The sequence below is a fragment of the Streptomyces sp. NPDC057694 genome (assembly GCF_042799415.1).
In the GTDB taxonomy this organism is placed as follows: domain Bacteria; phylum Actinomycetota; class Actinomycetes; order Streptomycetales; family Streptomycetaceae; genus Streptomyces.
On sequence record NZ_JBHVIX010000024.1, the window covers coordinates 94,021 to 117,626 of the forward strand.

Here is a 23,606-nt window from a genome sequence, read left to right on the forward strand (position 1 = left end):
GCCCCGTCAGGGGCGCGGGGAACTGCGCGGCCAGCCACGACGCACTCGCACCGGCCCACGAACCCTCAGCCCCTATGGCGCGCACGCCACGGGGCTCCGCCCCGGACCCCGCTCCTCAAACGCCGGAGGGGCTGGATTTAGGACTGAGCTGACCCATGTTCAAAACCGCCCTGCGCAACGTGTTCGCGCACAAGGCCCGCCTCATGATGACGGTCCTCGCCGTCATGCTCGGCGTCGCCTTCGTCAGCGGCACTCTCGTCTTCACCAACACCATCTCCTCCGCACTGGAGAAGTCCTCCGCCAAGGGCTTCGACCATGTCGACGTGGCGCTCACGCCCGGCGCCACCAAGGCCGAGGGCGACAAGGTCAGCAAGGAGGTGAAGCTGACCGACGCCACCCTGAAGAAGGCGCGGAGCGTGCCCGGCGCCGCCTCGGCCACCGGCATCGTCAGCGGCTACGCGGCCGTCGCCGACCAGGACGGCAAGCTCGTCGGCAACGGCTTCTCGACCAAGGGCGGCAACTACTCGGGCACCAAGGACGACCGCTACCCGCTGGCCCAGGGCACCGCCCCGCACGGCGCGAACCAGGTCGCCCTCGACGCCGAGACCGCCAAGCGCGCCGGCTACAAGGTCGGCGACCAGGTCCGGATGTCCGTCGACGGCCCGGTCCTCACCCCGACCCTGACGGGCGTCTTCACCACCGACGACGGAAACGTCGCGGCGGGCGGCTCCCTCGCCCTGTTCGACACGGCGACGGCGCAGCAGCTCTTCCACAAGCCGGGCGCGTACGACGAGATCGACGTGAAGGCCGCGGCCGGCACCGGCCAGGACCAGCTGAAGACGCAGCTCGACAAGGCGCTCGACGGCGCCGCGGTCCACACCGAGACCGGTCAGCAGCTCGCCGACGACCAGGCGGAGACGATCGCCACGTCGATGAGCTCCATGAAGACGATGCTGCTGGTCTTCGCCGGGATCGCGCTCTTCGTCGGCATCTTCATCATCGCCAACACCTTCACGATGCTGGTCGCCCAGCGCACCAAGGAACTGGCCCTGATGCGCGCGGTCGGTGCCTCGCGCCGCCAGGTCACCCGGTCCGTGCTCCTGGAGGCGTTCGTCGTGGGCGCCGTCGCCGCCGTCACCGGCCTCGCGGTCGGCATCGGCATCGGCGCCGGGATGCGCGCGCTGATGAACGGCACCGGAGCGGTCATCCCGGACGGCCCGCTGGTGATCTCGCCCAGCACCGTGGTCTCGGCACTGGTCGTCGGCGTCCTCGTCACGATGCTCGCCGCCTGGCTGCCGGGCCGCCGCGCCGCGAAGATCCCGCCGGTCGCCGCGATGAACGCGGTGCACGCCGCCCCGACCGCCAAGTCGCTGGTGCTGCGCAACACGCTCGGCGCGCTGGTCTCCGCCGCCGGTGTCGTGGCCGTGCTCGCCGCGACGACCATGGACGGCAGCTCCGGCCAGGCCCCCATGGGCCTCGGCGCGGGTCTGCTCGTCATCGGCGTCTTCATCCTGACGCCGCTGCTGTCCCGCCCGCTGATCGCCGCCGCGTCCCCGCTGCTGCGCGTCTTCGGCATCTCCGGCAAGCTGGCCCGGCTGAACTCGGTCCGCAACCCGCGCCGCACCGCCGCGACCGCCTCGGCCCTGATGATCGGCCTGACCCTGATCACCGGCCTGACGGTCATCGCGGGCAGCGTCCAGGGCGCGATCAACAAGATGGCCGCCGACTCGATCAAGGCCGACTACGTCGTCTCCATGGCGAACGGGAACGCGCTCTCGCCCGACGTCCTGAAGACCCTGGACAAGACGGACGGCGTCACCGCGACCACCGGTCTGACCAACTCCCCCTCCCGCGTCGGCGGCGAGACCGAGTACCTGACGGGCGTCAACGGCCGCACGATCGACCGGCTCGCCGCGCTCACCATGGACAGCGGGAAGTTCACCGTCCGCGGCGCCGACGTGGTCGTCGACGACAAGACGGCGAAGGACCACGGCTGGAAGGCCGGCTCCACCTTCACGACCACCTACGAGGACGGCAGGAAGCAGGAGCTGACCGTCGCGGGCGTCTACGAGGGCAACGAGATGATGCAGGGCGTCCTGCTCGACTCCGCGACCCTGAACCCGCACCTCACCGACGCCGCCACCGACATGCAGGTCATGGTGAAGATGTCCGGCGGTGCCACCGAGGCCAACCAGGACAAGCTCACCAAGGCCCTCGGCGAGAACCCGGCGATCCAGGTCCAGGACAAGCAGGACATCTCCAACCAGATCGCGCAGATCTTCACGCTGATGCTGAACATGCTCTACGGTCTGCTCGCCATGGCGGTCATCGTCGCCGTGCTCGGTGTCATCAACACCCTGGCGATGTCGGTCTTCGAGCGTCAGCAGGAGATCGGCATGCTCCGCGCGATCGGCATCGACCGCAAGGGCATCAAGCGCATGGTCCGCCTGGAGTCCCTGGTGATCTCCCTGTTCGGCGGCGTGCTCGGCATCGGCCTCGGCGTGTTCTTCGGCTGGGCGGCCGGGCAGCTGATCGGCAACTCGATGGCGACGTACGAACTGATCCTGCCGTGGGGCCGGATGGGCATCTTCCTGGCGCTGGCCGCGGTGGTCGGCATCCTGGCGGCCCTGTGGCCGGCCCGCCGCGCGGCCCGGCTGAACATGCTCGCCGCGATCAAGTCCGAGTAGCGGACACGGCGGACAGACGGAAGGGGCGCCCGGTGCATCACCGGGCGCCCCTCGCGCGTACGGACACGTGCAAGCGCGCAGCGGACGTACCTGGGCCGTACTAGTTCCAGCTCCGCGCCCGCAGCGGCATCCCCGACGCCCCGTCCGGCGGGGTCTTCACGGCGAGGATCTGGTTGACGCCGATCTTGTTGCGCTCGAAGCTCAGCGCCGAGGCGGCCATGTACAGCCGCCAGATCCTGGCCCGGCCGGGGCTGACCAGCTTCAGCGCCTCGGCCCAGCGGGCCTCCAGGTTCCGCACCCACTGGCGCAGGGTGAGGGCGTAGTGCTCCCGGATCGCCTCGATGTCGCGTACCTCGAACCCGGCCCGCTCCAGGAGCCCGGCCGTGGTGCCGACGGGCGCCAGCTCCCCGTCGGGGAAGACGTACGCGTCGATGAACTCGTCGACCTCGTACGCCGACTCGTCGCGCTGCGGGCGCCGCGCGATCTGGTGGTTGAGCAGCCGCCCGCCGGGCGCGAGGAGGGCGTACAGATCGTGCGCGTACTCCAGGTACCGGTCGGAGCCGACGTGCTCGGCCATGCCGATGGAGGAGATCGCGTCGTACGGGCCGTCGCGCACGTCGCGGTAGTCCTGGACGCGGATCTCGATCCGGTCGGTCAGTCCCTCGTCGGCGACGCGCTTGCGGGCGAACGCGGCCTGTTCCTGCGAGAGGGTGACGCCGACGACGCGCACCCCGTGCTCACGGGCGGCATGGATGGCCATGGAGCCCCAGCCGCAGCCGACGTCGAGCAGGCGCATGCCGGGCTTCAGGGCGAGCTTGCGGGAGATCAGCTCCAGCTTGTCGCGCTGGGCCGATTCGAGCGTCGCGTCGGGCGACTCCCAATAGGCGCAGGAGTAGACCATCGAGGGGCCGAGGACCAGCTCGTAGAAGTCGTTGCCGACGTCGTAGTGGTGGCTGATGGCCTGCCGGTCGCTGCCCTTGGTGTGCAGGTGGAGGCGGCCCCTGCGGCGCATCTCCTCGGCGGGCGGCGCGGGCGGCGGGAACGGCCCCGCCATCTTCACCAGCTCGCGCACCCCGGCCCGTACGCCCGGGTCCTTGAGCGACTCGGCGAGGCTCTTGCCGGGAGCATCGTCGTCGTGCTCCCAGATGAGGCCCGCCATCGCGTCCAGGGCCTCGTACAGATCGCCCTCCACGTCCAGGTCACCGGCCACCCAGGCGCGGGCCAGGCCCAGTTCGCCCGGCTTCCACAGCAGGCGGCGCAGGGCGCGCCGGTGGCGGACGACGAGGACGGGGGCGTCCGGGGGTCCGGCCTCCGAGCCGTCCCAGGCCCGCAGGCGCACGGGAAGTTCAGTGCCGAGCAATTGGTCGGCGAGGTTCTTCAGCCGCTGTGCGGCGTCCTGCATGGCGCACACCTCCGTGTCGTCGGAGATACCGGAGCGCCCCGAAAAAGCGGTCCGGTCCAACAAGAGGTAAACACCAACCGCCCGGCTCCGCAGTCCCGTTACCGGGTTACGGATGGGCAAAATGCATGTAGCCACCATGTAATTTGTCCGGTTGCGTCACCGCCACGGAGCCCGGCAACGCCGAAGGGACCGCCTGCACCACGGATGGCAGGCGGCCCCTTCGGGTTACGGACGATGTGCTACTTCGACGACGCCTTGGCCTTGGCCTCGGCCTTCTTCTCCTCGGCCTTCGGCGCCTCGGCCGCGGCGGGCTTGGGAGCCGGCTTGGCGGCCTCGTAGAACTCCTCGCGCGGAGTCTCCAGGGCGCCGAGCGCGGTGATGTCGCGCTTCTGGAACATGTTGATCGTCCACTCGGCGATCACACGGACCTTGCGGTTGTACGTCGGCATCGCCATGCCGTGGTAGCCACGGTGCATGTACCAGGCGAGACGGCCCTTGAGCTTGATCTTCATCTTGCCCATGACGATCATCGCGACGCCCTTGTGCAGGCCCAGACCGGCGACCGCACCCTTGTTGGCGTGCTTGTAGTCGGCCTGCGGGAAGCCGCGCATGCCCGAGACCACGTTGTCCGCGAGGACCTTGGCCTGGCGCATGGCGTGCTGCGCGTTCGGCGGGCACCAGGCGTTCTCGTTGCCGTTGGCACGGCCGACGAGGTCCGGGACCTGGGCGTTGTCGCCCGCGGCCCAGATGTAGTCGGTGCCCTGCACCTGGAGGGTGGCGGCGGTGTCCACGTGGCCGCGCGGGCCGAGCGGGAGACCGAAGCGGGCGAGCGCCGGGTTCGGCTTCACACCGGCGGTCCACACGATGGTGTTGGCGTCGACCTCAAGGCCGTTGCTCAGCACCACGTGACCGTCGACGCAGGACGGCATCGTCGTCTTCAGGTAGACCTCGATACCGCGCGACTCCAGGTGCTTGCGGCCGTACGTGCCCAGGTCCGGGCCGACCTCCGGCAGCACCTTGTCGGCGGCGTCGACGAGCACGAAGCGCATGTCCTCGCGCTTCACGTTCTTGTAGAACTTGGCCGCGTCGCGCGCCAGGTCCTCCACCTCACCGATGGTCTCGGCGCCCGCGAAGCCACCGCCGACGAAGACGAAGGTGAGCGCCTTGCGGCGGATCTCCTCGTCCGTGGTCGACTCGGCCTTGTCGAGCTGCTCAAGCACGTGGTTGCGCAGGCCGATGGCCTCCTCGACACCCTTCATACCGATGCCCACCTCGGCCAGGCCGGGGGTCGGGAAGGTGCGGGAGACGGCGCCGAGCGCGATCACCAGGTAGTCGAAGGGCACCTCGTACGCCTCGCCGACGAGCGGGGCGACCGTGGCGACCTTGCGGTCCTGGTCGATGGTGGTGACGCGGCCGGTGAGAATCTCGGCTCCCGGCACAGCGCGTCGCAGCGGGACGACGACGTTGCGCGGCGAGATGCTGCCGGCGGCGGTCTCGGGGAGGAAGGGCTGGTACGTCATGTACGAGCGCGGGTCCACGACCGTGACGGTCGCTTCCGCGTATCGCATCTTCTTGAGGATGCGACGCGCTGCGTACAGACCTACGTACCCACCCCCGACAACGAGGATCCTGGGACGCTCCGTGGTGCTCATGCCATCGAGTATCCACCCGAGTGGAGGGGGGTGCTCGTGCGCCCCTTCACAAGGTTCCCCTACCCCTCTGCTACACTTCGCCGCCCACGTGACCCATGTCATGACGCACCAGGGGAACCGGACGGCCGCGCCAGTCGTTGCACACCCCCTTTGAGCAGCGACAGTGGGCATTCGGCGGCACTGGACCACTCCCGGATTTCATCCGCGCGTAACACCCGTGGAACCCCGCGGACGACCTCCGGTGGACCCCTTCAGGGGCCCCGGACGGACCCGAGCGCCCGTAACGGCGTCCAACAGGGCCGAATTCCTTGTGAAGAACTTCACGAAGTTTCCCGACGGAGTGTCGCCGGGGGGTGTCGCGACCCCCTCCGCAGGTGCTCAGACGCTGTGCGGCGTGCTCAGAAGTGGCTCTTTCGCGGCCCTGCGCTCCTGCCGCCACCGCCACAGGGCGAGGGCGAATCCGACGCCCGCGAGCAGCGCGGGAACGGCCAGCTCGACGGTGAGGGTCGCCATCCAGTCGGGGATCATCTGCTTCGTGATGCCGCTGGTGTAGCGGCACGTCGCCCGGGGCGGGAAAAGGCTCGGATCCAGGGTCTGCGGCGTCTCGGAACCCCAGTCCGCCCCTCTTGCGCAGGCCGACGAGGGTCCGGCCAGGAGCCGCCACCCCACCAGCAGGTAGAACCCGGCGAAGACCGAGCCCGTCACGAAGAACGCCGTGCCGGTGCGGCTCAGCTTGCCCGCCCTGGACATCGGCATCACGTGATCGCGGCCCGGCGCCGGTTCGAAGCACTCGGCGACCAGCGCCACCAGCAGACAGCCCACGAACCCCGCCATGGCCAGCCACAGCAGCGCCGCGAGCGGCCACCGTCCCCCGATGGACGTGACGTCCCCGCCGGCGAACTCGCAGACGGTGGCGGGCGGGAAGGCCTGCTGCCGTACGTCACCGAGGGCGCCGGGCCCCTTGATGAGCCCCTGCATGCACCGCTCGTCGAACTCCAGCATCCCGAAGAGCGCGAGCCCCGAGCAGACCACCAGGGCACTGAGGCAGATGCCTGCCACGACCCACAGCGGATTGGTCCGATAGGCGCCGTACCGCGCCGTCGTCTCCCCCATGCGCGGCACCTTATAGGGGCGCCGCGCCGACGGGACCGGGGTCAGGCCACGGACCAGGCGATCCCGTCCAGGATGTCGTGCTCGCTGACCACGACCTCCGTCGCGCCGGTCCACTCCATGATCAGGCGCAGCACCAGCGCGCCGGAGGCGATCACGTCGACGCGGCCGGGGTGGATGACCGGCTTCAGGGCGCGCTGGTCGTGGGTGGAGGTCAGCAGCCAGTCGGTCAGCTCGGCGACCTTGTCGTACGGAATCCGGCAGTGGTGGATCGCCGTCGAGTCGTACGCGTCCAGGCCGAGGGCCAGGGCGGCCACCGTCGTCACCGAACCGGCCAGGCCGACCAGGGTGCGGGCCGAGCGGATCGGGACGGTCTGGGTGACCCTGTCGAGGGCCTCGGCGATGTCCTCGCGGATCGCCTCGATCTGGGCGGCGGTGGGCGGGTCGGTGACCTGTCCGTCCTCGCCCACCAGATGACGCTCGGTCATCCGGACGCAGCCGACGTCCACGGAGAGGGCCGCGTCCACGGTGTCGTCGCCGACGACGAACTCGGTCGACCCGCCGCCGATGTCGACGACCAGGTACGGCTTGTCCAGGTCGGCGCGGCCGGTCAGCTCCTTCGTCGCACCTGTGAAGGAGAACTGGGCCTCCTGGTCGCCCGTGATCACCTCGGGCTCGACGCCCAGGATGTCCAGGACGCCCTGGACGAACTCGTCGCGGTTCTCGGCGTCGCGGGACGCCGACGTCGCGACGAAGCGGACCTTCTCGGCCCCGAGTTCCTTGATCACGGCGGCGTACTCGCGGCAGGCGGCGAAGGTGCGCTCCAGCGCCTCCGGGGCGAGCCGGCCCGTGCGGTCGACGCCCTGGCCGAGCCGGACGATCGTCATCCGTCGGTCCAGGTCGACCAGCTCGCCCGTCCGCGGGTTCGCGTCCGCGACGAGGAGCCGGATCGAGTTCGTACCGCAGTCGATGGCCGCGACCCGGGTCATTCGCTCTCCTCCACGGCGCAGGGAGCCACGCACGGGCCCTTCTTCCACCACTCGGGCAGCATGGCGATCGCCTCGTCGCCGAGCGGGTTCACGCCCGGGCCCGCCGCCAGGGAGTGGCCGACCAGCACGTGCAGGCACTTCACGCGGTCCGGCATGCCGCCCGCGCTGGGGAAGCCCTCCAGGACCTCGATGGCGTCGCGGCGCGCGAGGTAGTCCTCGTGGGCGGCGCGGTACTGACGGGCCAGCTCCGGGTCCGTGCCCAGCCGCTCCGTCATCTCCTTCATGACGCCGTTGGCCTCAAGGGTGCCGATGGCGGAGGCCGCGCGGGGGCACGTCAGGTAGTACGTCGTCGGGAACGGCGTGCCGTCCTCCAGGCGCGGGGCGGTCTCGACCACGTCCGGGTTGCCGCAGGGGCAGCGGTGGGCGATGGCGCGCAGGCCGCGCGGCGGGCGGCCGAGCTGCTCCTTGAACGCGTGGATGTCGGCGTCCGTGGGCTCGGTGCGCTCGGTCTGGGGCGGGGGCGTGTCCATGACTGTTCTCGGGTGTCTTTCGTGTGTCAGTTGGCTGCCTGGTCGGCCTTGTCGACGCCGTCCCAGACGTTCGAGTACCAGGCGCGTTCGGCCGGGCTCTGGTCGGTGCGGCCGGTGCTGGTGGCCCGCGAGTCGGGCACCACGAAGCCGGTCTCGCCCGGCATCACCATGTGCAGGCGCTCCCGGATCCGCTGCTCGGCGTACGCGTCGTCCTGCCAGCGGGCCTTCTCGTCGCGGAGCCGGTCGACCCGCTCCTTCGCCTGCTGCTGCTGGCGCTGGAGGTCCGCGATCTCGCCGCGCTGGGAGACGTACTGCCTTATGGGGTAGGCGAGCGCGACGACGAGGGTGCAGACGACGAGGGCGAGGAGCGCCGCACGGCCCGTGAGCCGGGAGCGGCGCGCCTGGCGCTTGGTCTGCGAGCGGTAGACCCGCTCGGCGGTCTGCTCGCCGATCAGGCGCAGGCGGGTCGCCGTGGAGAAGCGCGCCGAGTCGTCACGGCCCCTGTCTCGGAGCTTTCCCGGCATGGCTTCTCCGCCTCCCCGTCTGCCTGGCTGGCTGTCTGCCCTTGTACGTGCGTACGTCCCCGCACACGGTACGGGACCGAGTGCGGGGACGTACGGAACTACTGCCTCAAGCGGCCGTCAGGCCAGGTCAGCAGGGAAAGGCCAGCAGGTCAGCCCTTGAAGCGCGGGAAGGCCGAACGGCCGGCGTAGACCGCCGCGTCGTCCAGGATCTCCTCGATGCGCAGGAGCTGGTTGTACTTGGCGACGCGCTCGGAGCGGGCCGGGGCGCCGGTCTTGATCTGGCCGCAGTTGGTGGCGACGGCGAGGTCGGCGATGGTGACGTCCTCGGTCTCGCCGGAGCGGTGGGACATCATGCACTTGAAGCCGTTGCGCTGGGCCAGCTCGACGGCGTCCAGGGTCTCGGTGAGCGAGCCGATCTGGTTGACCTTCACCAGGAGGGCGTTCGCCGAGTTCTCCTCGATGCCGCGGGCCAGGCGCTCGGGGTTGGTGACGAACAGGTCGTCGCCGACGAGCTGCACCTTGTCACCGAGCTTCTCGGTGATGACGTGCCAGCCGGCCCAGTCGTCCTCGTACAGCGGGTCCTCGATGGAGACGAGCGGGTACGCGGAGACGAGCTCCTCGTAGTACTCCGTCATCTCGGCGGCGGAGCGCTCCTTGCCCTCGAACTGGTACTTGCCGTCCTTGTAGAACTCGGAGGCGGCGACGTCCAGCGCGAGCGCGATCTGCTGGCCGGGGATGTAACCGGCCTCCTTGATCGCTTCGAGGATGAGGTCGAGCGCGGCGCGGTTCGACTCCAGGTTCGGGGCGAAGCCGCCCTCGTCGCCGAGGCCGGTGGACAGGCCCTTGGTCTTCAGCACCTTCTTGAGGGTGTGGTAGACCTCGGCGCCCCAGCGAAGGGCCTCGGAGAAGGACTCCGCGCCGATCGGGGCGATCATGAACTCCTGGATGTCGACGTTGGAGTCGGCGTGCGACCCACCGTTCAGGATGTTCATCATCGGGACGGGCAGCAGGTGCGCGTTCGGACCGCCGAGGTAGCGGAACAGCGGCAGGTCGCTGGCCTCGGAGGCGGCGTGCGCGACGGCGAGCGAGACGCCGAGGATGGCGTTGGCGCCGAGCGAGCCCTTGTTGTCCGTGGCGTCCAGGTCGAACATCGCCTGGTCGATCAGACGCTGCTCGGTGGCGTCGTAGCCGACGAGCTCCGGGCCGATCTGCTCGATGACGGCGAGGACGGCCTTCTCGACGCCCTTGCCGAGGTAACGGTTGGGGTCACCGTCACGGAGTTCGATGGCCTCGAAGGCTCCGGTGGAGGCACCGGACGGAACAGCAGCACGACCCGTGCTGCCGTCGTCGAGGCCGACCTCGACCTCGACCGTGGGGTTGCCTCGGGAGTCCAGGATTTCCCGGGCTACGACGACGTCGATGGACGGCACGAGCATCTCCTTCTGGGATGTGACGCGGACTGTGCGGGGCCATGTTGTCCGGTCCCGCGCCCTCTGAGCCTAACCGGCTCCGGGGCATCGGCCATCCGACCGCCCGGCTCGTGGACAACGCCCGTAGCGAAATGTTTCTTAACGGAACAAAGACAGCAGCCCCCGCCCGCTGCATGGGGCGGGGGCTGCTCAGGTGAGCGGCCCACTGAAGGTGGGGACGGGATGCGGCCGGGGGCTCGGCGTCCGCCGATGCCGGGCCCGCGGCACTCCCGCCGGTTCCTGCTTACTTCAGGTGGAGCTGCTGACCCGGGAAGATCAGGTCGGCGTCCTTGACGATGTCCTTGTTGAGCTTGAACACCTTCTGCCAGTTCGTGCCGTGCGCCTCGGCGATCTTGCTGAGGGTGTCGCCGGTCTTCACCTTGTACTCGCCGTCGCCCTTCTCGACCTTCTGGCCGGTGGGGGTGGTGACGGTGTCACGCGACTGCGAGCGCGAGGCGGCCGAGGAGTCGGTGTGCTGCTCGGTCGACTTCTGCTCCTGCTGCTGCGGCTGGCTCTGCTGCTGCGGCTGCGACTGCTGGGTGTCCTGCTCGGGAGCCGGAGCGGAGTTGCTCGTGGAGGCGCCGGACAGGCCCACACCACAGCTCGGCCAGGCGCCCTTGCCCTGCGAGGCGAGGACCTTCTCGGCGACCGAGATCTGCTGGGCCTTGGAGGCGCCGGCGGCGGAGGACGCGTACTGCGTGCCGCCGTAGGCCGCCCAGGTGGACGGCGAGAACTGGAGGCCACCGGAGTAGCCGTTGCCCGTGTTGATCGACCAGTTGCCACCGGACTCGCACTGCGCGACCTGGTCCCACTCGGAGGTGGAGGCGGCGGAGGCGGACGTGGCGCCCATCAGCGGGACGGCGACAGCGGCACCGGCGACACCCGCGAGGGTGGCGACACGGACGGCCTTGGACGGGCGGCGGTGCTTGCCCTTGCTGGAAAGCAGCATGGAGAGATCCCCTCACCGACGCCTACGAGGTGAGCTGTCGGGTTCGGGCCAGTGAGTGCCCGGCCGCGCATCTTGTGCGCGGCTTAACCCCAAGCCCCTCCGGTCTCCCGGGAGGGCGGCTTACCTGGGTCCCCCGCTCCTGCCTACGGCGCTGACGCGTCGACTGTTCCCGTACGGACGTTGGCAGGATTCGGCGTGACGTCCATCGGGGCCCGCTGTGGCGAGCGGTGACGACCGTAAGCAGTCGATCCGTCCGATTTCAAAGACGATCAGGGTCTTTGAGACTCATGTCTCACTCGATCAAAAGCGGACATACACGCCTCAAAGACCCCGTAACTCCCGCTACTTTTCGACCGATTCGAGCCCAAGATCCAGACTCTGACCAGGAAGGATGAGGTCGGGGTCGGTGCCGACCGTCTTCTTGTTGGCGTCGTAGAGCGCGGCCCACCCGCCCTGTACGTCATGGGCGTCGGCGATGTCCCAGAGGTTGTCACCCGAGCGGACCACATAGGCCTCGTCGTCGCGCTCGTCGCCGCGCGAGGCGTGACGGCCGTCCCCCGTACGCGAGTCGGCGCCGTCGTCGGTGGCCCGGTCCCCCCGGTGCCGGCCGACGGACGACGCGCCGTCGGAGGTGTCGGAGCCGGTGGCCGAGGCGTCGGGCGACGCGGTGCCGGACGGAGTCGACGTGGCGTCATCCGCCCCGCCGGCCTTGCTGTTACCCGAGGTATCGGCGGAGCTGTCGGCTGACGGCCCGTCGGACGCCTCGTCCGACGCGTCGCTCGACGAACCGTCCGTCGCGTCGTCCGACGCCGCACCCGACGCCTTGTCCGATGTGCCGGACTCGTCGTGATTCTTGCCTCCCGCATCCGAACCCGAGTCCGAATTCGAGTCGGAGTTCGAGGCCGAACTCGAGTCGGAGTCCGCGTCCGACCCGGCCTTCGAGTCGGCCGTGCCGGACGGCTGCGGGGAGGCGCTGGCGCCCGGGTCGACGTCCGCCGAACCGTCACCCTTGGCGAGGCCCGCGGTGATCGAGCAGCTCGGCCAGGCGCTCGGCCCCTTGTCGTCGAGGACCTTCTCGGCGACGGCGATCTGCTGCGAGCGGCTGGCCTGGTCGGCCCGCGGGGCGTAGTCGAGCCCGCCGTACTGCTCCCACATGTCCTGCGAGAACTGCAGGCCTCCGTAGTAGCCGTCGCCCGCGTCCAGGCTCCACTGCCCGCCGCTCTCGCACTCGGCGACCTTGTCCCACGTGGAGGCCGTCGCCGCGCCCGCGCTCGTCGCAGCGAGCAGCGGGATCGCGAGGGCGCTGCCGGTGACTCCGGCGGCGACAACGAGAGCAGGGGCCTGGCGGGGGCGACGGTGTCGGCCGTTCCCGGAGAGCATGCGGTTGCCTTTCGCGAGACTGATGCTGCTGCACGCGACAAGGTGGATGTGTGGTGCCTGTTGTGCATGTGCCGCGATGACTGGTGAACGTAGCGGGACTCGAACGCTTGTCACAAGTCGATGCAGCGCAGATCACGTCACCATCACAGATTTGACACAACGTCAGTTTTCAACCACCTGTGAGGGGTCGCGAACTGTGCGGCGAATGAGCCCAGTTCGCGGCATTCCAAGATCGGAACAAACCGCCCCACCGCGCCGGATCGCGGATTCCGAGTGGCGCCGGTCACACACGCTCCATCCGTCCCGGGCGCCCCCGGGTACGGTCGTGGCGTGAACACCGCGCCCGTCCCCGAACTCTTCACCTGGGAGTTCGCCACCGATCCGTATCCCGCCTACGCCTGGCTGCGCGAGCACTCCCCCGTGCACCGCACCACGCTGCCCAGCGGCGTCGAGGCGTGGCTGGTGACCCGGTACGCGGACGCGCGCCAGGCGCTGGCGGACCCGCGCCTGTCCAAGAACCCGGTGCATCACGCGGACGACGCGCAGGGCAAGAGCAAGACCGGCATCCCGGGCGAGCGCAGCGCGGGTCTGATGACCCATCTGCTGAACATCGACCCGCCGGACCACACCCGGCTGCGCCGCCTGGTCTCCAAGGCGTTCACCCCGCGCCGGGTGGCCGAATTCGCCCCCCGCGTGCAGGAACTGACGGACGGCCTCATCGACGGCTTCGCGGCACGCGGCAGCGCCGACCTCATCCACGAGTTCGCCTTCCCCCTCCCCATCTACGCGATCTGCGACCTGCTCGGCGTGCCGCGCGAGGACCAGGACGACCTGCGGGACTGGGCGGGCATGATGATCCGCCACGGCAAGGGGCCGCGCGGCGGGGTCGCCCGGGCGGTGAAGAAGATCCGCCGCTATCTCGCCGACCTCATCCACCGCAAGCGGCTCGGCGACGGCGACGACCTGATCTCCGGCCTCATCCGCGCCTCCGACCACGGCGAGCACCTCACCGAGGACGAGGTCGTGGCGATGTGTTTCGTACTGCTCTTCGCTGGTTTCGAGACCACCATCAACCTGATCGGCAACGGCACCCACGCCCTGCTGCGCCACCCCGAGCAGCGGGCCGTCCTCCAGTCCGCCCTCACCCGGGGCGAGCGCGGACTGCTGGAGACCGGGGTCGAGGAACTCCTGCGCTTCGACGGCCCCGTGGAGATGGCGACCTGGCGCTACGCGACCGAGGCCCTGGAGATCGGCGGCGTCCCGATCGCCGAGGGCGACCCGGTCCTCGTGGTGCTCGCCGCGGCGGACCGCGACCCCGCACGCTTCGACAGCCCCTACACCCTCGACCTGGCCCGCAGCGACAACAAGCACCTGGGGTACGGGCACGGCATCCACTACTGCATCGGTGCCCCGCTGGCCCGCCTGGAGGGGCACACGGCGCTGGCGACGCTGCTGACCCGGCTGCCGGACCTGCGGCTCGGCGAGGACCCCGCCGAACTGCGCTGGCGGGGCGGGCTCATCATGCGGGGGCTGCGGACGCTGCCCGTGGAGTTCACCCCGCGCTGAGCGGTTACAGGGTTACAGGGTCTACAGCCCCTCGGCGCCCCGCACCGCGTCGCGATAGGCCCGCGCGGCTTCCCTGAGCGCCGCCTCCGGGTCGACGCCGGACGCCTCGGCGCGCAGCGCCAGCGCCAGCAGTTCGTGGCCGACGCCGTCCCCCGCCGGTACGGGGACGTCCAGGCCCGCCGTGCGCACGCGCGAGCCGAGCTTGGCCGCGAGGGCCAGGCCCGGCTGGCCGACCGGCACGCCGTCCGTCACCGAGGCGCGCCGCTTCGACTCGTCCTTCTTGCGCAGCCAGATCTCCCGGACCTCCTCCGGGGTGGCCGCGCTCTCCTCGCCGAAGACGTGCGGGTGGCGGTGGATGAGCTTGTCGACGATGGCGCCCGCGACGTCGTCGACGGAGAACGGCTCCTCGGTGTCCTCCTCGGCGATCCGGGCGTGGAAGACGACCTGGAGCAGCACGTCGCCCAGTTCCTCGCGCAGCTCTTCCCGGTCACCGGTCTCGATCGCCTCGACCAGCTCGTACGCCTCCTCGATGACGTACTTCGCCAGGTCCTCGTGGGTGCGCAGGGACGACCAGGGGCAGTCGCGGCGGATCCGGTCCATGACCTGGACGAGGTCGAGGAGACGGGCGCCGGGCAGGTCGTAGGAGCCCGGGAGGAGTTCGAGGGACGGCATCGCGACGCGGCCGGAGCCGGCCAGCGTCGCCAGGCCGTCGGTGAGGCGGCGGTCGCCCTCCGCCGTGGTCAGCACCACGACGGTGCGGCCGCCGTCGGCGCAGCTCTCGACGAGGTCGCGGGCGGCCGGCGACCCGGGGGTGACCTCGACGCCCGCTTCCTTCAGGTACGGCAGCTGCGGGTGCGCGGGGTCGGCGCACAGCACGTCGTCGGCGGCGTGCAGGACCTGCCAGGCCTGCCAGGACAGCAGCCCCGGGGCGACCCGGTGGCTGGTGGTGAGCAGGACGATGCGGCCCGCGCCGGGAGTGGTGTCGTCGTTCACGCCTCGAACGTAACGCAGGCCACCGACAACGAGCTCCCTAGGCCGTCTGCTGCTGGTCCGCGGAGGCCTGCTGGGTGACCTGGGTGAGCCAGGGGGTCTTGGCGTCGACCCGGCCGACGGTGCCGGACTTGGTGACGCCCCAGCTGCCGTAGCGGGGGTTCAGGTCGATGTTCAGTTCCTTGGAGGCCTGGGAGAGCGCCTTCCAGAAGGCGGCCTGGCCCGTGGGCGTCTGGGTGTCGACGCCGAGCGACGACGCCAGCTTCTGCGCCTCGATCTCGGTGCGCAGCGATTCGGTGAGCCGCTTGGGCGCGACGTTGTACTGCTGGAGCCAGGCCGTCTCCAACTGCTTCGAGCCGCCCGCCTGTTGTTCCAGTCCCGCCCGCATCTCCTGCATCTCCTTGCGGGAGACGGAGACGGAGACGCCGGCGTCGGTGGCGGCGCGGTGCAGCACCCGGTCCAGGACCATGGTGTGCAGGGTGTTGCGGGTGAGGCCGCCGGACTTGGCGACGGCCTGCTCGTACTGCGCGCTGCCGTCGGTGGCGTCCTGCTGCGCCTGGCGCACCTCGCTCACCCGGCTCTCCAGCTGGGAGACGGTGATGCGCTGGCCGCCGACGACGGCCGCGGCACCGGGATGGGCCTCGCTTCCGCAGGCGGTGAGCGCGGGGATCGCGGCGATGGCGGCGGTGGTCAGGACGAGCGCGGTGCGGCGGCTGTTGCGGCGGTGCAAGGTGGGCCTCCCTGCGAGCAGTTTGTGCGTCGGTGCACAAAGTCCGGCGGTGATCGATGTTAGGAGGTGACCGCGGGCTCGGCCACCTATTCGACAACGATTCGTCGGGAGATGAGGTATTGCCCCCGGCCGCCGGACCCCGATGTCCCGGCCGATGTCTCAGCCGATGTCTCAGCCGACGATGGCGACGGGCGCGTCCCAGGCGTTGCGGTCCACCGTGATGGTGTAACTGCCGCGCTTCTCCTTGCTGTTGACCATGTACTGGTGCGCGCGGCTGTGGTTCGTGTAGAGCGACTTCGACCACGGCCAGTCGGAGGTGGTGGTGTTCACCTTGTCCCACTTGGCGTACCAGAGGTTGCCCGGCAGGTCGGTCCGGTCGGTGGCGGTGGCGATCGCGGCGGCGCTGGAGCTGGAGAAGCCGTAGTAGCCGGCCCGGTAGATCTTGCCACGCAGCACCTTGTCGAAGGCGCGGACGTAGTTCAGGACCGCCTTGTTGCAGGAGCTGTTCGCGGTGTCGTACGGCTCCATGTCCAGGTAGAGCGCGCTGCCCGCCTTCATGCCGAGCGCGGCCGCCTTCGCCACGGCGTCCTTGCCGTCGGCGGTGCCGAGCGTGGCCGCGTTGGACATGGTCATCTTCTCGTTGCGGGTGCCGGTCTGGCACGGCGGCTGGGCGCCCACGTAGAGCGGGATCAGCTTCCAGCCCTGCGCGCTGACCGTCTTGACCCAGGAGGCGGTGAGGTTGGCCTGGGTGCAGCCGCGGTTCTTGCCGCCGATGTAGACCGCCGCGGCGCCGTAGAACCCGGTGTTCCAGGCCTTCATCGCTGCGGCCGACGGTGCGGTGCAGGCGTCGAAGGCGCGTCCGGTGAACGTCTTCTGCGCGGGCCAGGTGGTGGCCGCGGACGCGGTGGTCGCGGCGAAGGCACCGCCCGCGACGACGACGGCTCCGGCCGCGCTCCAGGCGAGGTAACGATTCCTCTTGGACAGTCTGTGGCTGCCCGGCTTCTTGGACGTGCGCGTGCTCATGTGGTTCCCACCCCTTGTTGTCTCAGCTTCGGGTACGGCGGCCCTACAGGCTGCCGGTCACGCGCTTCGCGAGCTTCTCGGCCGTGGCCGCGCCGTTGTCGTGGCCGTCCGTGGACATGACCGTGACGACGGCGGTGCCCTTGCGGACCGCGATCAGGGTCGTGCCGTTCGTCCAGACCGGGTCGGTGAGCGTGATCGTGTACGCGCTGTCGCCGAGGCCGGCGGTGGCCGCCCCGGCCACCTTGACCTGGGACTTGGTGTCCGCGTCCTTGTAGGTGGAGCAGGCGGTAACGGCCTTCTTCAGGTGCTCCATGACCGTGCCGGCCGTCGCTCCACGGAACGCGTCGACTTCCTGGGCGATGTCGACGGAGGAGTCGGCGTTCACGTAGTCGTTCTGCGCGAAGGAGACGCCCTCGTCGCCGGTGAGGGCGATCCAGCTGGTGCCGCCGAGCTTGGTGCAGTCCGGGTGGGCCAGGGCCGCGGGATGGCCGGCCTGCTTCTGGTACGTGCCGCCGGTGTCGCGGGCCGCGGACTTGTCGAGGGAGTAGCCGGAGCCGAAGAACGACGCGGGCGCGAGCGCCTTCTTCAGGCGGGCGCCGGTGGCGAGACCCGCGTCGGGGTCCTTGGCCGGGGCGGCGCCGGTCGCGGCCGCCTTGCCGTCGGCGGAGTCGTCCGAACCGCAGGCGGTCAGGGCGAACGGGAGGGCGGCGGTCACGCAGAGCAGGACGGCGGCACGGGACATGGAGCGCATCGGGGGTTCTCGGTGTTTCTCGGTAGGCAGACGTACGAAGGTGCTCCAGCAGGCCCTGGTTGGGGGACAGGGCTGGGCACGCCCGGGAACGGGCAGCGCACTGCGAGCCAGCTGATCATGCCGGGGCGCACAGCGGGTTGCCAGCGAACCGACAGTTTTTGACCGGAGGTTGTCCGGTTCTTTGCCGCTCAGCCCCTGACCTGCCCCAGCCACTGCAGGGTGCGGCGGACCTCGGAGGGGAACGGGTGGGCCGGGCCGTGCACCCGCTCCGCGTCGTGCAGCAGCCGCACCAGGGTCTCCTGGGCGGCGCCCCGGTCGCCGACGGCGAGCAGCAACTGGCCGATGCGGCGCCGCACTTCGAGGGCGAGCCGCAGATCCGTGGTCGCGTACTGGTTCTCGTAGTACGGCAGCAGGGAGCGGTACTCGGCGAGCGCCGCGGCCGGTTCGCCGAGGGCTTCGAGGCACTGGGCGACCTCGTAGCGGAACTGGAGCGACTGCGGGTCGGCGTGGCCCGCCTCGGCGGCGCGCTCGTCGGCGAGGCGGCGCAGCTCGGGCAGGGCGCGGCGGTACTGGCCGTCGTCCATGAGCGTGGCCGCGTACTGCTTGCGCAGCGTGCGTACGACGGGTGAGTGCTCGCCGTGCTGGGCGGCCGCGGCGGGCAGGATCGCGCCGAGGATGTCGACGGCCTGGGTGATGCGGCCCTCGCCGAGGAGGCGCTTGACCTCGTCGACGGCGCGGGCCACGTCGGGCCGGTCGCCCTGCACGTCGGACCCGGCGGGCTGCGGCGCGGGCGTCACGGCCCGGTCGGGCCAGGGGGCGTGCGGGCGCAGGAACGGGCGGGTGGGGTCGAGCGGCCGGCCGGTGGGCACGCCCCGCGCGGGCAGCAGCGGGAGCAGTTCCTCGTACGTCTGCTGGGCGGAGGCCGGCCGGTGCTGGGGGTCCTTGGCGAGCAGCCGCAGGACGAGCTGCTCCAGCGCCTCGGGGACCTCCGGGCGCAGCTGGCGGACCGGGACCGGGGACTCGTAGAGGTGGCGGTGGAGGATGCCGAGCGCGGTGGTGCCGGCGAACGGGACGTCGCCGCTGAGGAGTTCGTGCAGCAGCACCCCGAGCGCGTACAGGTCGGTGTACGGGCCGACGGCGCCGCCCATCGCCTGCTCGGGCGCCATGTAGGCGGGCGTGCCGATGGGTGAGCCGGTGTGGGTGAGGCGGGTGGTGTCGGTGTCGAGGACGGAGGCGACGCCGAGGTCGAGGACGGTGACCGTGCCGTCCTTCTTCACCATCACGTTGCGCGGCTTGAGGTCGCGGTGGACGATCGGCACCGCGTGCACGGCGGAGAGCACGGCGCACAGCTGGGCGGCGATCGAGACGGCCCACGGCCACGGGTAGGGGTCGTGCTCGGCGAGGTGGTCGGCGAGGTCGGAGCCGTCGACGTACTGCATGACGAGGTACAGGAAAGAGGGCTGCGCGGCGTTCGTCCCGCCGCCCTCCGTGCCCGCGTCGTGGACGGTGACGAGGCCGGGGTGGTCGACCTGGGCGGTGACGCGGCACTCGCGCAGGAAGCGGCGGCGCAGTTCCTCGGCCTCGGCGCCCGCGACCCGGTCGGGGCGGACCAGCTTCACCGCGACGCGGCGGTCCAGGCGCTGGTCGTACGCCGTCCAGACCTGGCCCATGCCGCCCTGGCCGATGAGCGAGGAGAGTTCGTAGCGGCCCGCGATGAGGTGGCCGCCGGTGGTGGGAAGCCCCGACGAAGCAGACAAGGAAGTCACCGACCGCCGTCCTGCTTGCGCAGGTAGTCGCTCAGCTCGTCCAGCTCGGCACGGACCTGGTCGATGCGCTGCGGGGGCTGGCCCTGGTTACCGCTCTGGGGCGCGGGTGCTGGTGTGGGCGTGGCACCGCCCGTCTGCGTGGTCATCCCGTGCATCGGCGGCGTGGCGGGGGCCTGCGGGTACTGCTGGGGCTGCGGTTGCGGCTGGGGCTGGGGCTGCGGGTAGCCGTACATGGGCGGCGGCTGCATGCCGTACGGAGCCTGGCCCACGGCGAACGGGGGACGACGGTTGAAGCGGATGTCGCAGATCAGGTAGTACGCGACCGACACGATCATGTTCACGAGCATGAGCCCCATCGCGGTGTTGCCCCACCACGTGGTGAACTCGTCGGCGCCCGGGTCGCCCATCACCCCCGCCCAGCAGATGAGCTGGACGGCGCCGACACCGGTGAAGACGCCCCAGTCGACCTTCCTGCGGGTGGTCACGGCGAGCCGGAGCATCGGCGCGAACGCGAGGAAGCCGCACGACAGGACGGCGAGGGCCACGAAGAGCACGCGCAACCCCGCCTGCGCTCCGGACGAGGGGAGCCTGGGCGGAGGCGCGTAGCCGTGGCCGTGCATGGATGCTCCTGCTGGTGTGTGGCTGGGTGTTCGAACCGCGTGCTCCTTCGAGCGTATAGGCCGACTAGGACAACCGGCCCAGGGTTGTACCGAACCGTTGTGGACCTGCCCGGTCCGTACTGCTCACTCCGGTGCGAGCGTGCCGTCCGTCAGCCCGTCGGTGAGGCCCTGGACGAGCTGTTCGCCGAGCCTGGACGCGAGCCGCAGCGCGTCCTCGAAGGCGGCCAGCGCCCTGAACCGCTCGCCGTATCCGGCCTGTTCGGGCAGGGGCAGGCGGGGCAGTTGCAGCCGGCGCACGTCGAGCCGGGTCGCCGTGGACGCGTAGCTGCTGGCCTGCCGGTTGTTGGCGGTGGAGCGCAGGAACCCGGCGAGGAACCAGGGGTCGAGCGCGGCCGGGTCGGGGCGCAGCAGGGCGAGACCGCGGCCGAGGGCGGCGCCCTCGGTGGCCCCGTCGACGACCCGAGCGGTGGCGCCGCCGCCGACGACGGGCACGACGACGTCCCCGGCCCGCAGCAGGAACGGCTCGTCGTCGCCGCTGAACGTGCCGGAGGGGGCGGCGCCGGTGAGGACGTCGTGGTCGGTGAGGACCGGGACCGCCGCGCGCGCGGGGCCGCCCGCGCGGGAGTCGGCGCCGGAGGCGGCCGGGGTGCGCATGAACAGGGCTCCCGCGCGCGCGAGTTCACCGATCGTGGTCAGCGGCCAGCGCGCGGGGTCGGCGGCGGGGACGGCGGACTTCGGGGTGAGCTTCGTGGTCAGGCGCAGGGTGTCGGCGAGCTGCTCGCGCACGGCGGTCAGCTCGGCGGCGCCGCTGCCGCCCGCGGCCGGCGGGGGCAGCCGGCGGGCGGGCGCGAGGTCGACCTCGTCGTCGAGGAGTTCGATGACGGGCACCGAGCGGGCCACCCCGGGGCGCTCCTTCAGCGTTCCGGCGCGGTCGAAGGTGTGCCAGGCGTCGAGCACGGCGTCCTGCACGGCGGCCCACGCCTGCTTCTCGCGTACGTCACCGGGGGCGGCCAGCGAGGTGGTGTCGACGAGCAGCAGTTCGGGGGCCGGTCCCGGCGTGCCCGCGCCGGCGGGCCTGCGCAGCACCCACAGGTGCAGCGGGATGTTGTTCGGCGGGACCGCGCCCGCGGGCAGCGCGATCACGGCGCGCAGGGCGCCGCGGCGCAGCAGGTCGGCGCGGATGCGGCGGCCCGAGCGGCGGGAGGCGACGGTGGGCGGCATCAGCAGGACCGCGGTGCCGCCGTCCCTGAGCCGGGCCAACGCGTGCTGCACCCAGGCCAGTTCGGACTCGGTGCGGGCCGGGAAGCCGTACTCCCAGCGCGGGTCGTAGGCCAGTTCGTCGTGGCCCCAGCCGCGCTCGTTGAACGGCGGGTGGGCGAGGACCACGTCCGCGCTCACGTCGCTGAGCGCGTCGGCGAGCAGGGTGTCGGCGGCGGCGGTGCGCACGACGGGTCCTTCGCCCTCTCCGGCGGGCCCGTCGAGGGCGAGGCGCAGGGCGGTCAGCGCGGCCAGCTCGGGGGCCGAGTCCTGGCCGTAGAGGCGCTGTTCGGAGCGGGCGCCGTGGGTGCGCACGGCGTGCAGCAGGGCGCCGGTGCCGCAGGCCGGGTCCAGGGCGGTGGCGGCGGGTCCGGCGAGGGCGGCCATCAGGGCGGCGGGCCCCGGCGGGGTCAGTGTGTACTGCCGCGGGTTCGCGTCCAGGTGGCGGCCGAGCAGGAACGCGAAGGCGCGGCGGGCGCCGGTGTCCGCGGCGAGTTCGGCGGCGCCGCGCAGCAGCGGCACGGACGGGACGAGGGCGGCGGGCGCCGGGGTCGTGAGGGCGCGCTCGGCGGGTGCCCCGAAGCGGGGGGTGAGGACGCCTTCGAGGGCGGCCGACAGGCGCTCGGCGAGGCCGCGGTCGTCGGCCGTGGCGCTCAGGGCGAGCCATTCGGTGGGCCGGTCGTGCACGAGCAGCAGGACGCTTCCGGCGTGCAGCAGGGCGGTGACCGGGCCCGCCGGGTGTCCGGCGAGCTGCTGCCAGACGCGCTCGCGCAGCGGGACCTCGGCGAGCTTGCCCTGGGCGCGCAGCCACTCCTCGACCTCGGCGAGTGCGAAGGAGGGGCTGGTGTCGGTGCCGCCCACGGGCTTGGGGAAGTCGGCGTGCCGGCGCCGCCAGTTGGAGACCGCGGCCCGGCCGACCCCGGCGAGCCGGGCGATCCCGGCGGCCGTCACCTCTGTCGCGTTGTCCTGCACCGCATGGGCTCCCCTCGTGACATGGCGCGTACGCCGTGGCCCGGCGTGTACACCCGACCCTACCGACCTCCACCTAAGAACCGCATTCACAGGCGTTCACGACGCAATTCTTGTGTACGCGGTTGACTCGGTTCACAGATGATGGTGTTCTTGACCCAGCCAACCGCCGGATACACGGAAAGCCGGGGGGAGGTTGGCGTCTCTCATCACGGAGGAACAGTCATGTCTCAGACCCAGCCCCAGCAGCACCCGCAGTACCCGCCGTTCCAGCAGCCGCAGCATCAGCCCCAGCAGGCCGCGCGGAACGGGCTGGGGACGGCGGCGCTGATCCTGGGCATCATCGGCGCCCTGTCCGGAGTGATCCCGCTCCTGTTCTGGCTGGCCGGTGTCCTCGGTGTGATCGCCCTGATCCTGGGCCTCACGGGCCGGGCCCGCGCCAAGCGGGGCGAGGCCACGAACAAGGGCGTGGCGCTGGCCGGCGCGATCCTCGGCCTGGTCGCGATGGGCCTCGCGGTCTTCGGCGCGTACACGACGTTCAAGGCGGTCGGCGACGCGGTCGACGAGATCAACAAGTCGGTGTCGGACACGAAGGCCAAGGACACCAAGGGCGCCGACAAGGGCGACGGCAAGGCGGGCGCGGGCGAGGGCGACGCGAAGGGCGACGACGCCAAGGACAAGAGCAAGGACGAGAAGCCGGTCGCGGGCAAGACGCTCGACGCGGGCGACTCCGTGATCTACGACGACGATCTGACGGTGACGGTGTCGAACGCGGTGACGTTCAACCCGAACGCGTACGCCGTGGGCCACACCAAGGGCAACAAGGCGTACAAGGTCACCGTCACGGTCACCAACGACAGCAAGGCGAAGTTCGACGCGACGCTGCTGACCGCCGACGCCCGCGCCGGCAAGGACGGCGTGACCGCCGAGGGGATCTTCGACGACAAGGTCGGCGCGGGCTTCAACGGCACGATCCTGCCCGGCAAGAAGGCGACGGTCGTGTACGCCTTCGACGCCCCGGCGGACGCCAAGAACCTCACGGTCGAGGTCACGCCGAGCTTCGAGTACGACGGCACGCAGTGGGACCTGAAGCTGTAACCCTCAGGACCGCCCGAGGGGGGTCGGGCGAGCGGTGGGGGGGGGGGGGCGGGGCAGGGGGAGGTTAAAACCGAATGGTTTCCGGGGGGCGGGGGTTGATGTTCTGTGCGTCGTTGTGGTTTGCTTACGCACTATCCTCGGGGT

General features: G+C 71.1%; 19 protein-coding genes and 1 riboswitch. Of the genes, 3 read left to right on the top strand and 16 right to left on the bottom strand.

The genetic code is table 11. The annotated features are described in order from the left end of the window. The first annotated feature begins 155 nt into the window (after positions 1-155). Complete coding sequence (locus tag ACFVDP_RS35330; protein WP_383498767.1) at positions 156-2,687, top strand: ABC transporter permease; 2,532 nt, start codon at positions 156-158, stop codon at positions 2,685-2,687. A gap of 100 nt (positions 2,688-2,787) precedes the next feature. Here the strand turns inward: ACFVDP_RS35330 and ACFVDP_RS35335 are convergent, their stop codons facing one another. The 9 genes from ACFVDP_RS35335 to ACFVDP_RS35375 form a co-directional block, all read right to left on the bottom strand. Further along, positions 2,788-4,089: a class I SAM-dependent methyltransferase gene (locus tag ACFVDP_RS35335; protein ID WP_383498770.1), complete on the bottom strand. Its 1,302-nt coding sequence runs from the start codon at positions 4,087-4,089 to the stop codon at positions 2,788-2,790. 239 nt (positions 4,090-4,328) lie between these two features. Then, complete coding sequence (locus ACFVDP_RS35340) at positions 4,329-5,741, bottom strand: NAD(P)/FAD-dependent oxidoreductase (protein WP_383498772.1); 1,413 nt, start codon at positions 5,739-5,741, stop codon at positions 4,329-4,331. 378 nt (positions 5,742-6,119) lie between these two features. Then, on the bottom strand, positions 6,120-6,854 hold the full coding sequence (locus tag ACFVDP_RS35345; RefSeq protein ID WP_383498775.1) for a hypothetical protein: 735 nt from the start codon (positions 6,852-6,854) through the stop codon (positions 6,120-6,122). 41 nt (positions 6,855-6,895) lie between these two features. Continuing rightward, the gene (locus ACFVDP_RS35350; protein ID WP_383498778.1) at positions 6,896-7,840 is read right to left on the bottom strand and encodes an exopolyphosphatase; all 945 of its coding nucleotides are present in this window, start codon (positions 7,838-7,840) and stop codon (positions 6,896-6,898) included. Continuing rightward, positions 7,837-8,370 (bottom strand): DUF501 domain-containing protein, encoded by a 534-nt coding sequence (locus ACFVDP_RS35355; protein ID WP_383498781.1) that lies wholly within the window; start codon positions 8,368-8,370, stop codon positions 7,837-7,839. The genes ACFVDP_RS35350 and ACFVDP_RS35355 overlap by 4 nt, the downstream gene beginning before the upstream one ends. Positions 8,371-8,396: 26 nt before the next feature. After that, entirely contained in the window at positions 8,397-8,894 is a 498-nt protein-coding gene (locus ACFVDP_RS35360; RefSeq protein WP_383498784.1) for a septum formation initiator family protein, read from the bottom strand. A 149-nt stretch (positions 8,895-9,043) separates the two neighbouring features. Next, positions 9,044-10,330 (bottom strand): phosphopyruvate hydratase, encoded by a 1,287-nt coding sequence (gene eno, locus ACFVDP_RS35365; RefSeq protein ID WP_207827959.1) that lies wholly within the window; start codon positions 10,328-10,330, stop codon positions 9,044-9,046. A 277-nt stretch (positions 10,331-10,607) separates the two neighbouring features. Beyond that, positions 10,608-11,312 carry a transglycosylase family protein gene (locus ACFVDP_RS35370; RefSeq protein ID WP_383498788.1) on the bottom strand — a complete coding sequence of 235 codons (705 nt, stop codon included), beginning with the start codon at positions 11,310-11,312 and terminating at the stop codon, positions 10,608-10,610. A 4-nt stretch (positions 11,313-11,316) separates the two neighbouring features. After that, a riboswitch (cyclic di-AMP (ydaO/yuaA leader) is annotated at positions 11,317-11,518 on the bottom strand. A gap of 136 nt (positions 11,519-11,654) precedes the next feature. Next, the gene (locus ACFVDP_RS35375; RefSeq protein WP_383498791.1) at positions 11,655-12,692 is read right to left on the bottom strand and encodes a transglycosylase family protein; all 1,038 of its coding nucleotides are present in this window, start codon (positions 12,690-12,692) and stop codon (positions 11,655-11,657) included. Positions 12,693-13,022: 330 nt separating this feature from the next. Here ACFVDP_RS35375 and ACFVDP_RS35380 point away from each other — a divergent pair, with 330 nt between their 5' ends. After that, positions 13,023-14,258: a cytochrome P450 gene (locus tag ACFVDP_RS35380; protein ID WP_383498794.1), complete on the top strand. Its 1,236-nt coding sequence runs from the start codon at positions 13,023-13,025 to the stop codon at positions 14,256-14,258. 21 nt (positions 14,259-14,279) lie between these two features. Here the strand turns inward: ACFVDP_RS35380 and ACFVDP_RS35385 are convergent, their stop codons facing one another. The 7 genes from ACFVDP_RS35385 to ACFVDP_RS35415 form a co-directional block, all read right to left on the bottom strand. Then, positions 14,280-15,251 carry a nucleoside triphosphate pyrophosphohydrolase gene (locus ACFVDP_RS35385; protein WP_383498797.1) on the bottom strand — a complete coding sequence of 324 codons (972 nt, stop codon included), beginning with the start codon at positions 15,249-15,251 and terminating at the stop codon, positions 14,280-14,282. A 37-nt stretch (positions 15,252-15,288) separates the two neighbouring features. Beyond that, positions 15,289-15,978, bottom strand: a complete 690-nt coding sequence (locus tag ACFVDP_RS35390; protein ID WP_383498799.1) for a SurA N-terminal domain-containing protein — start codon at positions 15,976-15,978, stop codon at positions 15,289-15,291. A 171-nt stretch (positions 15,979-16,149) separates the two neighbouring features. Beyond that, a complete protein-coding gene (locus ACFVDP_RS35395) occupies positions 16,150-17,001 on the bottom strand; it encodes a glycoside hydrolase domain-containing protein (protein ID WP_383498802.1) in 852 nt (283 codons plus the stop codon). A gap of 43 nt (positions 17,002-17,044) precedes the next feature. Next, positions 17,045-17,743, bottom strand: a complete 699-nt coding sequence (locus ACFVDP_RS35400; protein ID WP_383498805.1) for a hypothetical protein — start codon at positions 17,741-17,743, stop codon at positions 17,045-17,047. A 197-nt stretch (positions 17,744-17,940) separates the two neighbouring features. Then, entirely contained in the window at positions 17,941-19,509 is a 1,569-nt protein-coding gene (locus tag ACFVDP_RS35405) for a protein kinase (RefSeq protein WP_383498865.1), read from the bottom strand. 5 nt (positions 19,510-19,514) lie between these two features. Further along, positions 19,515-20,138: a hypothetical protein gene (locus ACFVDP_RS35410; protein WP_383498808.1), complete on the bottom strand. Its 624-nt coding sequence runs from the start codon at positions 20,136-20,138 to the stop codon at positions 19,515-19,517. Positions 20,139-20,261: 123 nt separating this feature from the next. Beyond that, on the bottom strand, positions 20,262-22,367 hold the full coding sequence (locus ACFVDP_RS35415) for an N-6 DNA methylase (RefSeq protein ID WP_383498811.1): 2,106 nt from the start codon (positions 22,365-22,367) through the stop codon (positions 20,262-20,264). Positions 22,368-22,589: 222 nt separating this feature from the next. Between ACFVDP_RS35415 and ACFVDP_RS35420 the strand changes: the two genes are divergently transcribed. Beyond that, positions 22,590-23,462: a DUF4190 domain-containing protein gene (locus ACFVDP_RS35420; protein ID WP_383498814.1), complete on the top strand. Its 873-nt coding sequence runs from the start codon at positions 22,590-22,592 to the stop codon at positions 23,460-23,462. The last annotated feature ends 144 nt before the right edge of the window (positions 23,463-23,606 follow it).

Coding starts and splice junctions, on each gene's coding strand:
- ACFVDP_RS35350 (WP_383498778.1), bottom strand. CDS start 7,840: ATGACCCGGGTCGCGGCCATCGACTGCGGTACGAACTCGATCCGGCTC.
- ACFVDP_RS35400 (WP_383498805.1), bottom strand. CDS start 17,743: ATGTCCCGTGCCGCCGTCCTGCTCTGCGTGACCGCCGCCCTCCCGTTC.
- ACFVDP_RS35330 (WP_383498767.1), top strand. CDS start 156: ATGTTCAAAACCGCCCTGCGCAACGTGTTCGCGCACAAGGCCCGCCTC.
- ACFVDP_RS35335 (WP_383498770.1), bottom strand. CDS start 4,089: ATGCAGGACGCCGCACAGCGGCTGAAGAACCTCGCCGACCAATTGCTC.
- eno (WP_207827959.1), bottom strand. CDS start 10,330: ATGCTCGTGCCGTCCATCGACGTCGTCGTAGCCCGGGAAATCCTGGAC.
- ACFVDP_RS35420 (WP_383498814.1), top strand. CDS start 22,590: ATGTCTCAGACCCAGCCCCAGCAGCACCCGCAGTACCCGCCGTTCCAG.
- ACFVDP_RS35410 (WP_383498808.1), bottom strand. CDS start 20,138: ATGCACGGCCACGGCTACGCGCCTCCGCCCAGGCTCCCCTCGTCCGGA.
- ACFVDP_RS35340 (WP_383498772.1), bottom strand. CDS start 5,741: ATGAGCACCACGGAGCGTCCCAGGATCCTCGTTGTCGGGGGTGGGTAC.
- ACFVDP_RS35375 (WP_383498791.1), bottom strand. CDS start 12,692: ATGCTCTCCGGGAACGGCCGACACCGTCGCCCCCGCCAGGCCCCTGCT.
- ACFVDP_RS35355 (WP_383498781.1), bottom strand. CDS start 8,370: ATGGACACGCCCCCGCCCCAGACCGAGCGCACCGAGCCCACGGACGCC.
- ACFVDP_RS35345 (WP_383498775.1), bottom strand. CDS start 6,854: ATGGGGGAGACGACGGCGCGGTACGGCGCCTATCGGACCAATCCGCTG.
- ACFVDP_RS35370 (WP_383498788.1), bottom strand. CDS start 11,312: ATGCTGCTTTCCAGCAAGGGCAAGCACCGCCGCCCGTCCAAGGCCGTC.
- ACFVDP_RS35360 (WP_383498784.1), bottom strand. CDS start 8,894: ATGCCGGGAAAGCTCCGAGACAGGGGCCGTGACGACTCGGCGCGCTTC.
- ACFVDP_RS35395 (WP_383498802.1), bottom strand. CDS start 17,001: ATGAGCACGCGCACGTCCAAGAAGCCGGGCAGCCACAGACTGTCCAAG.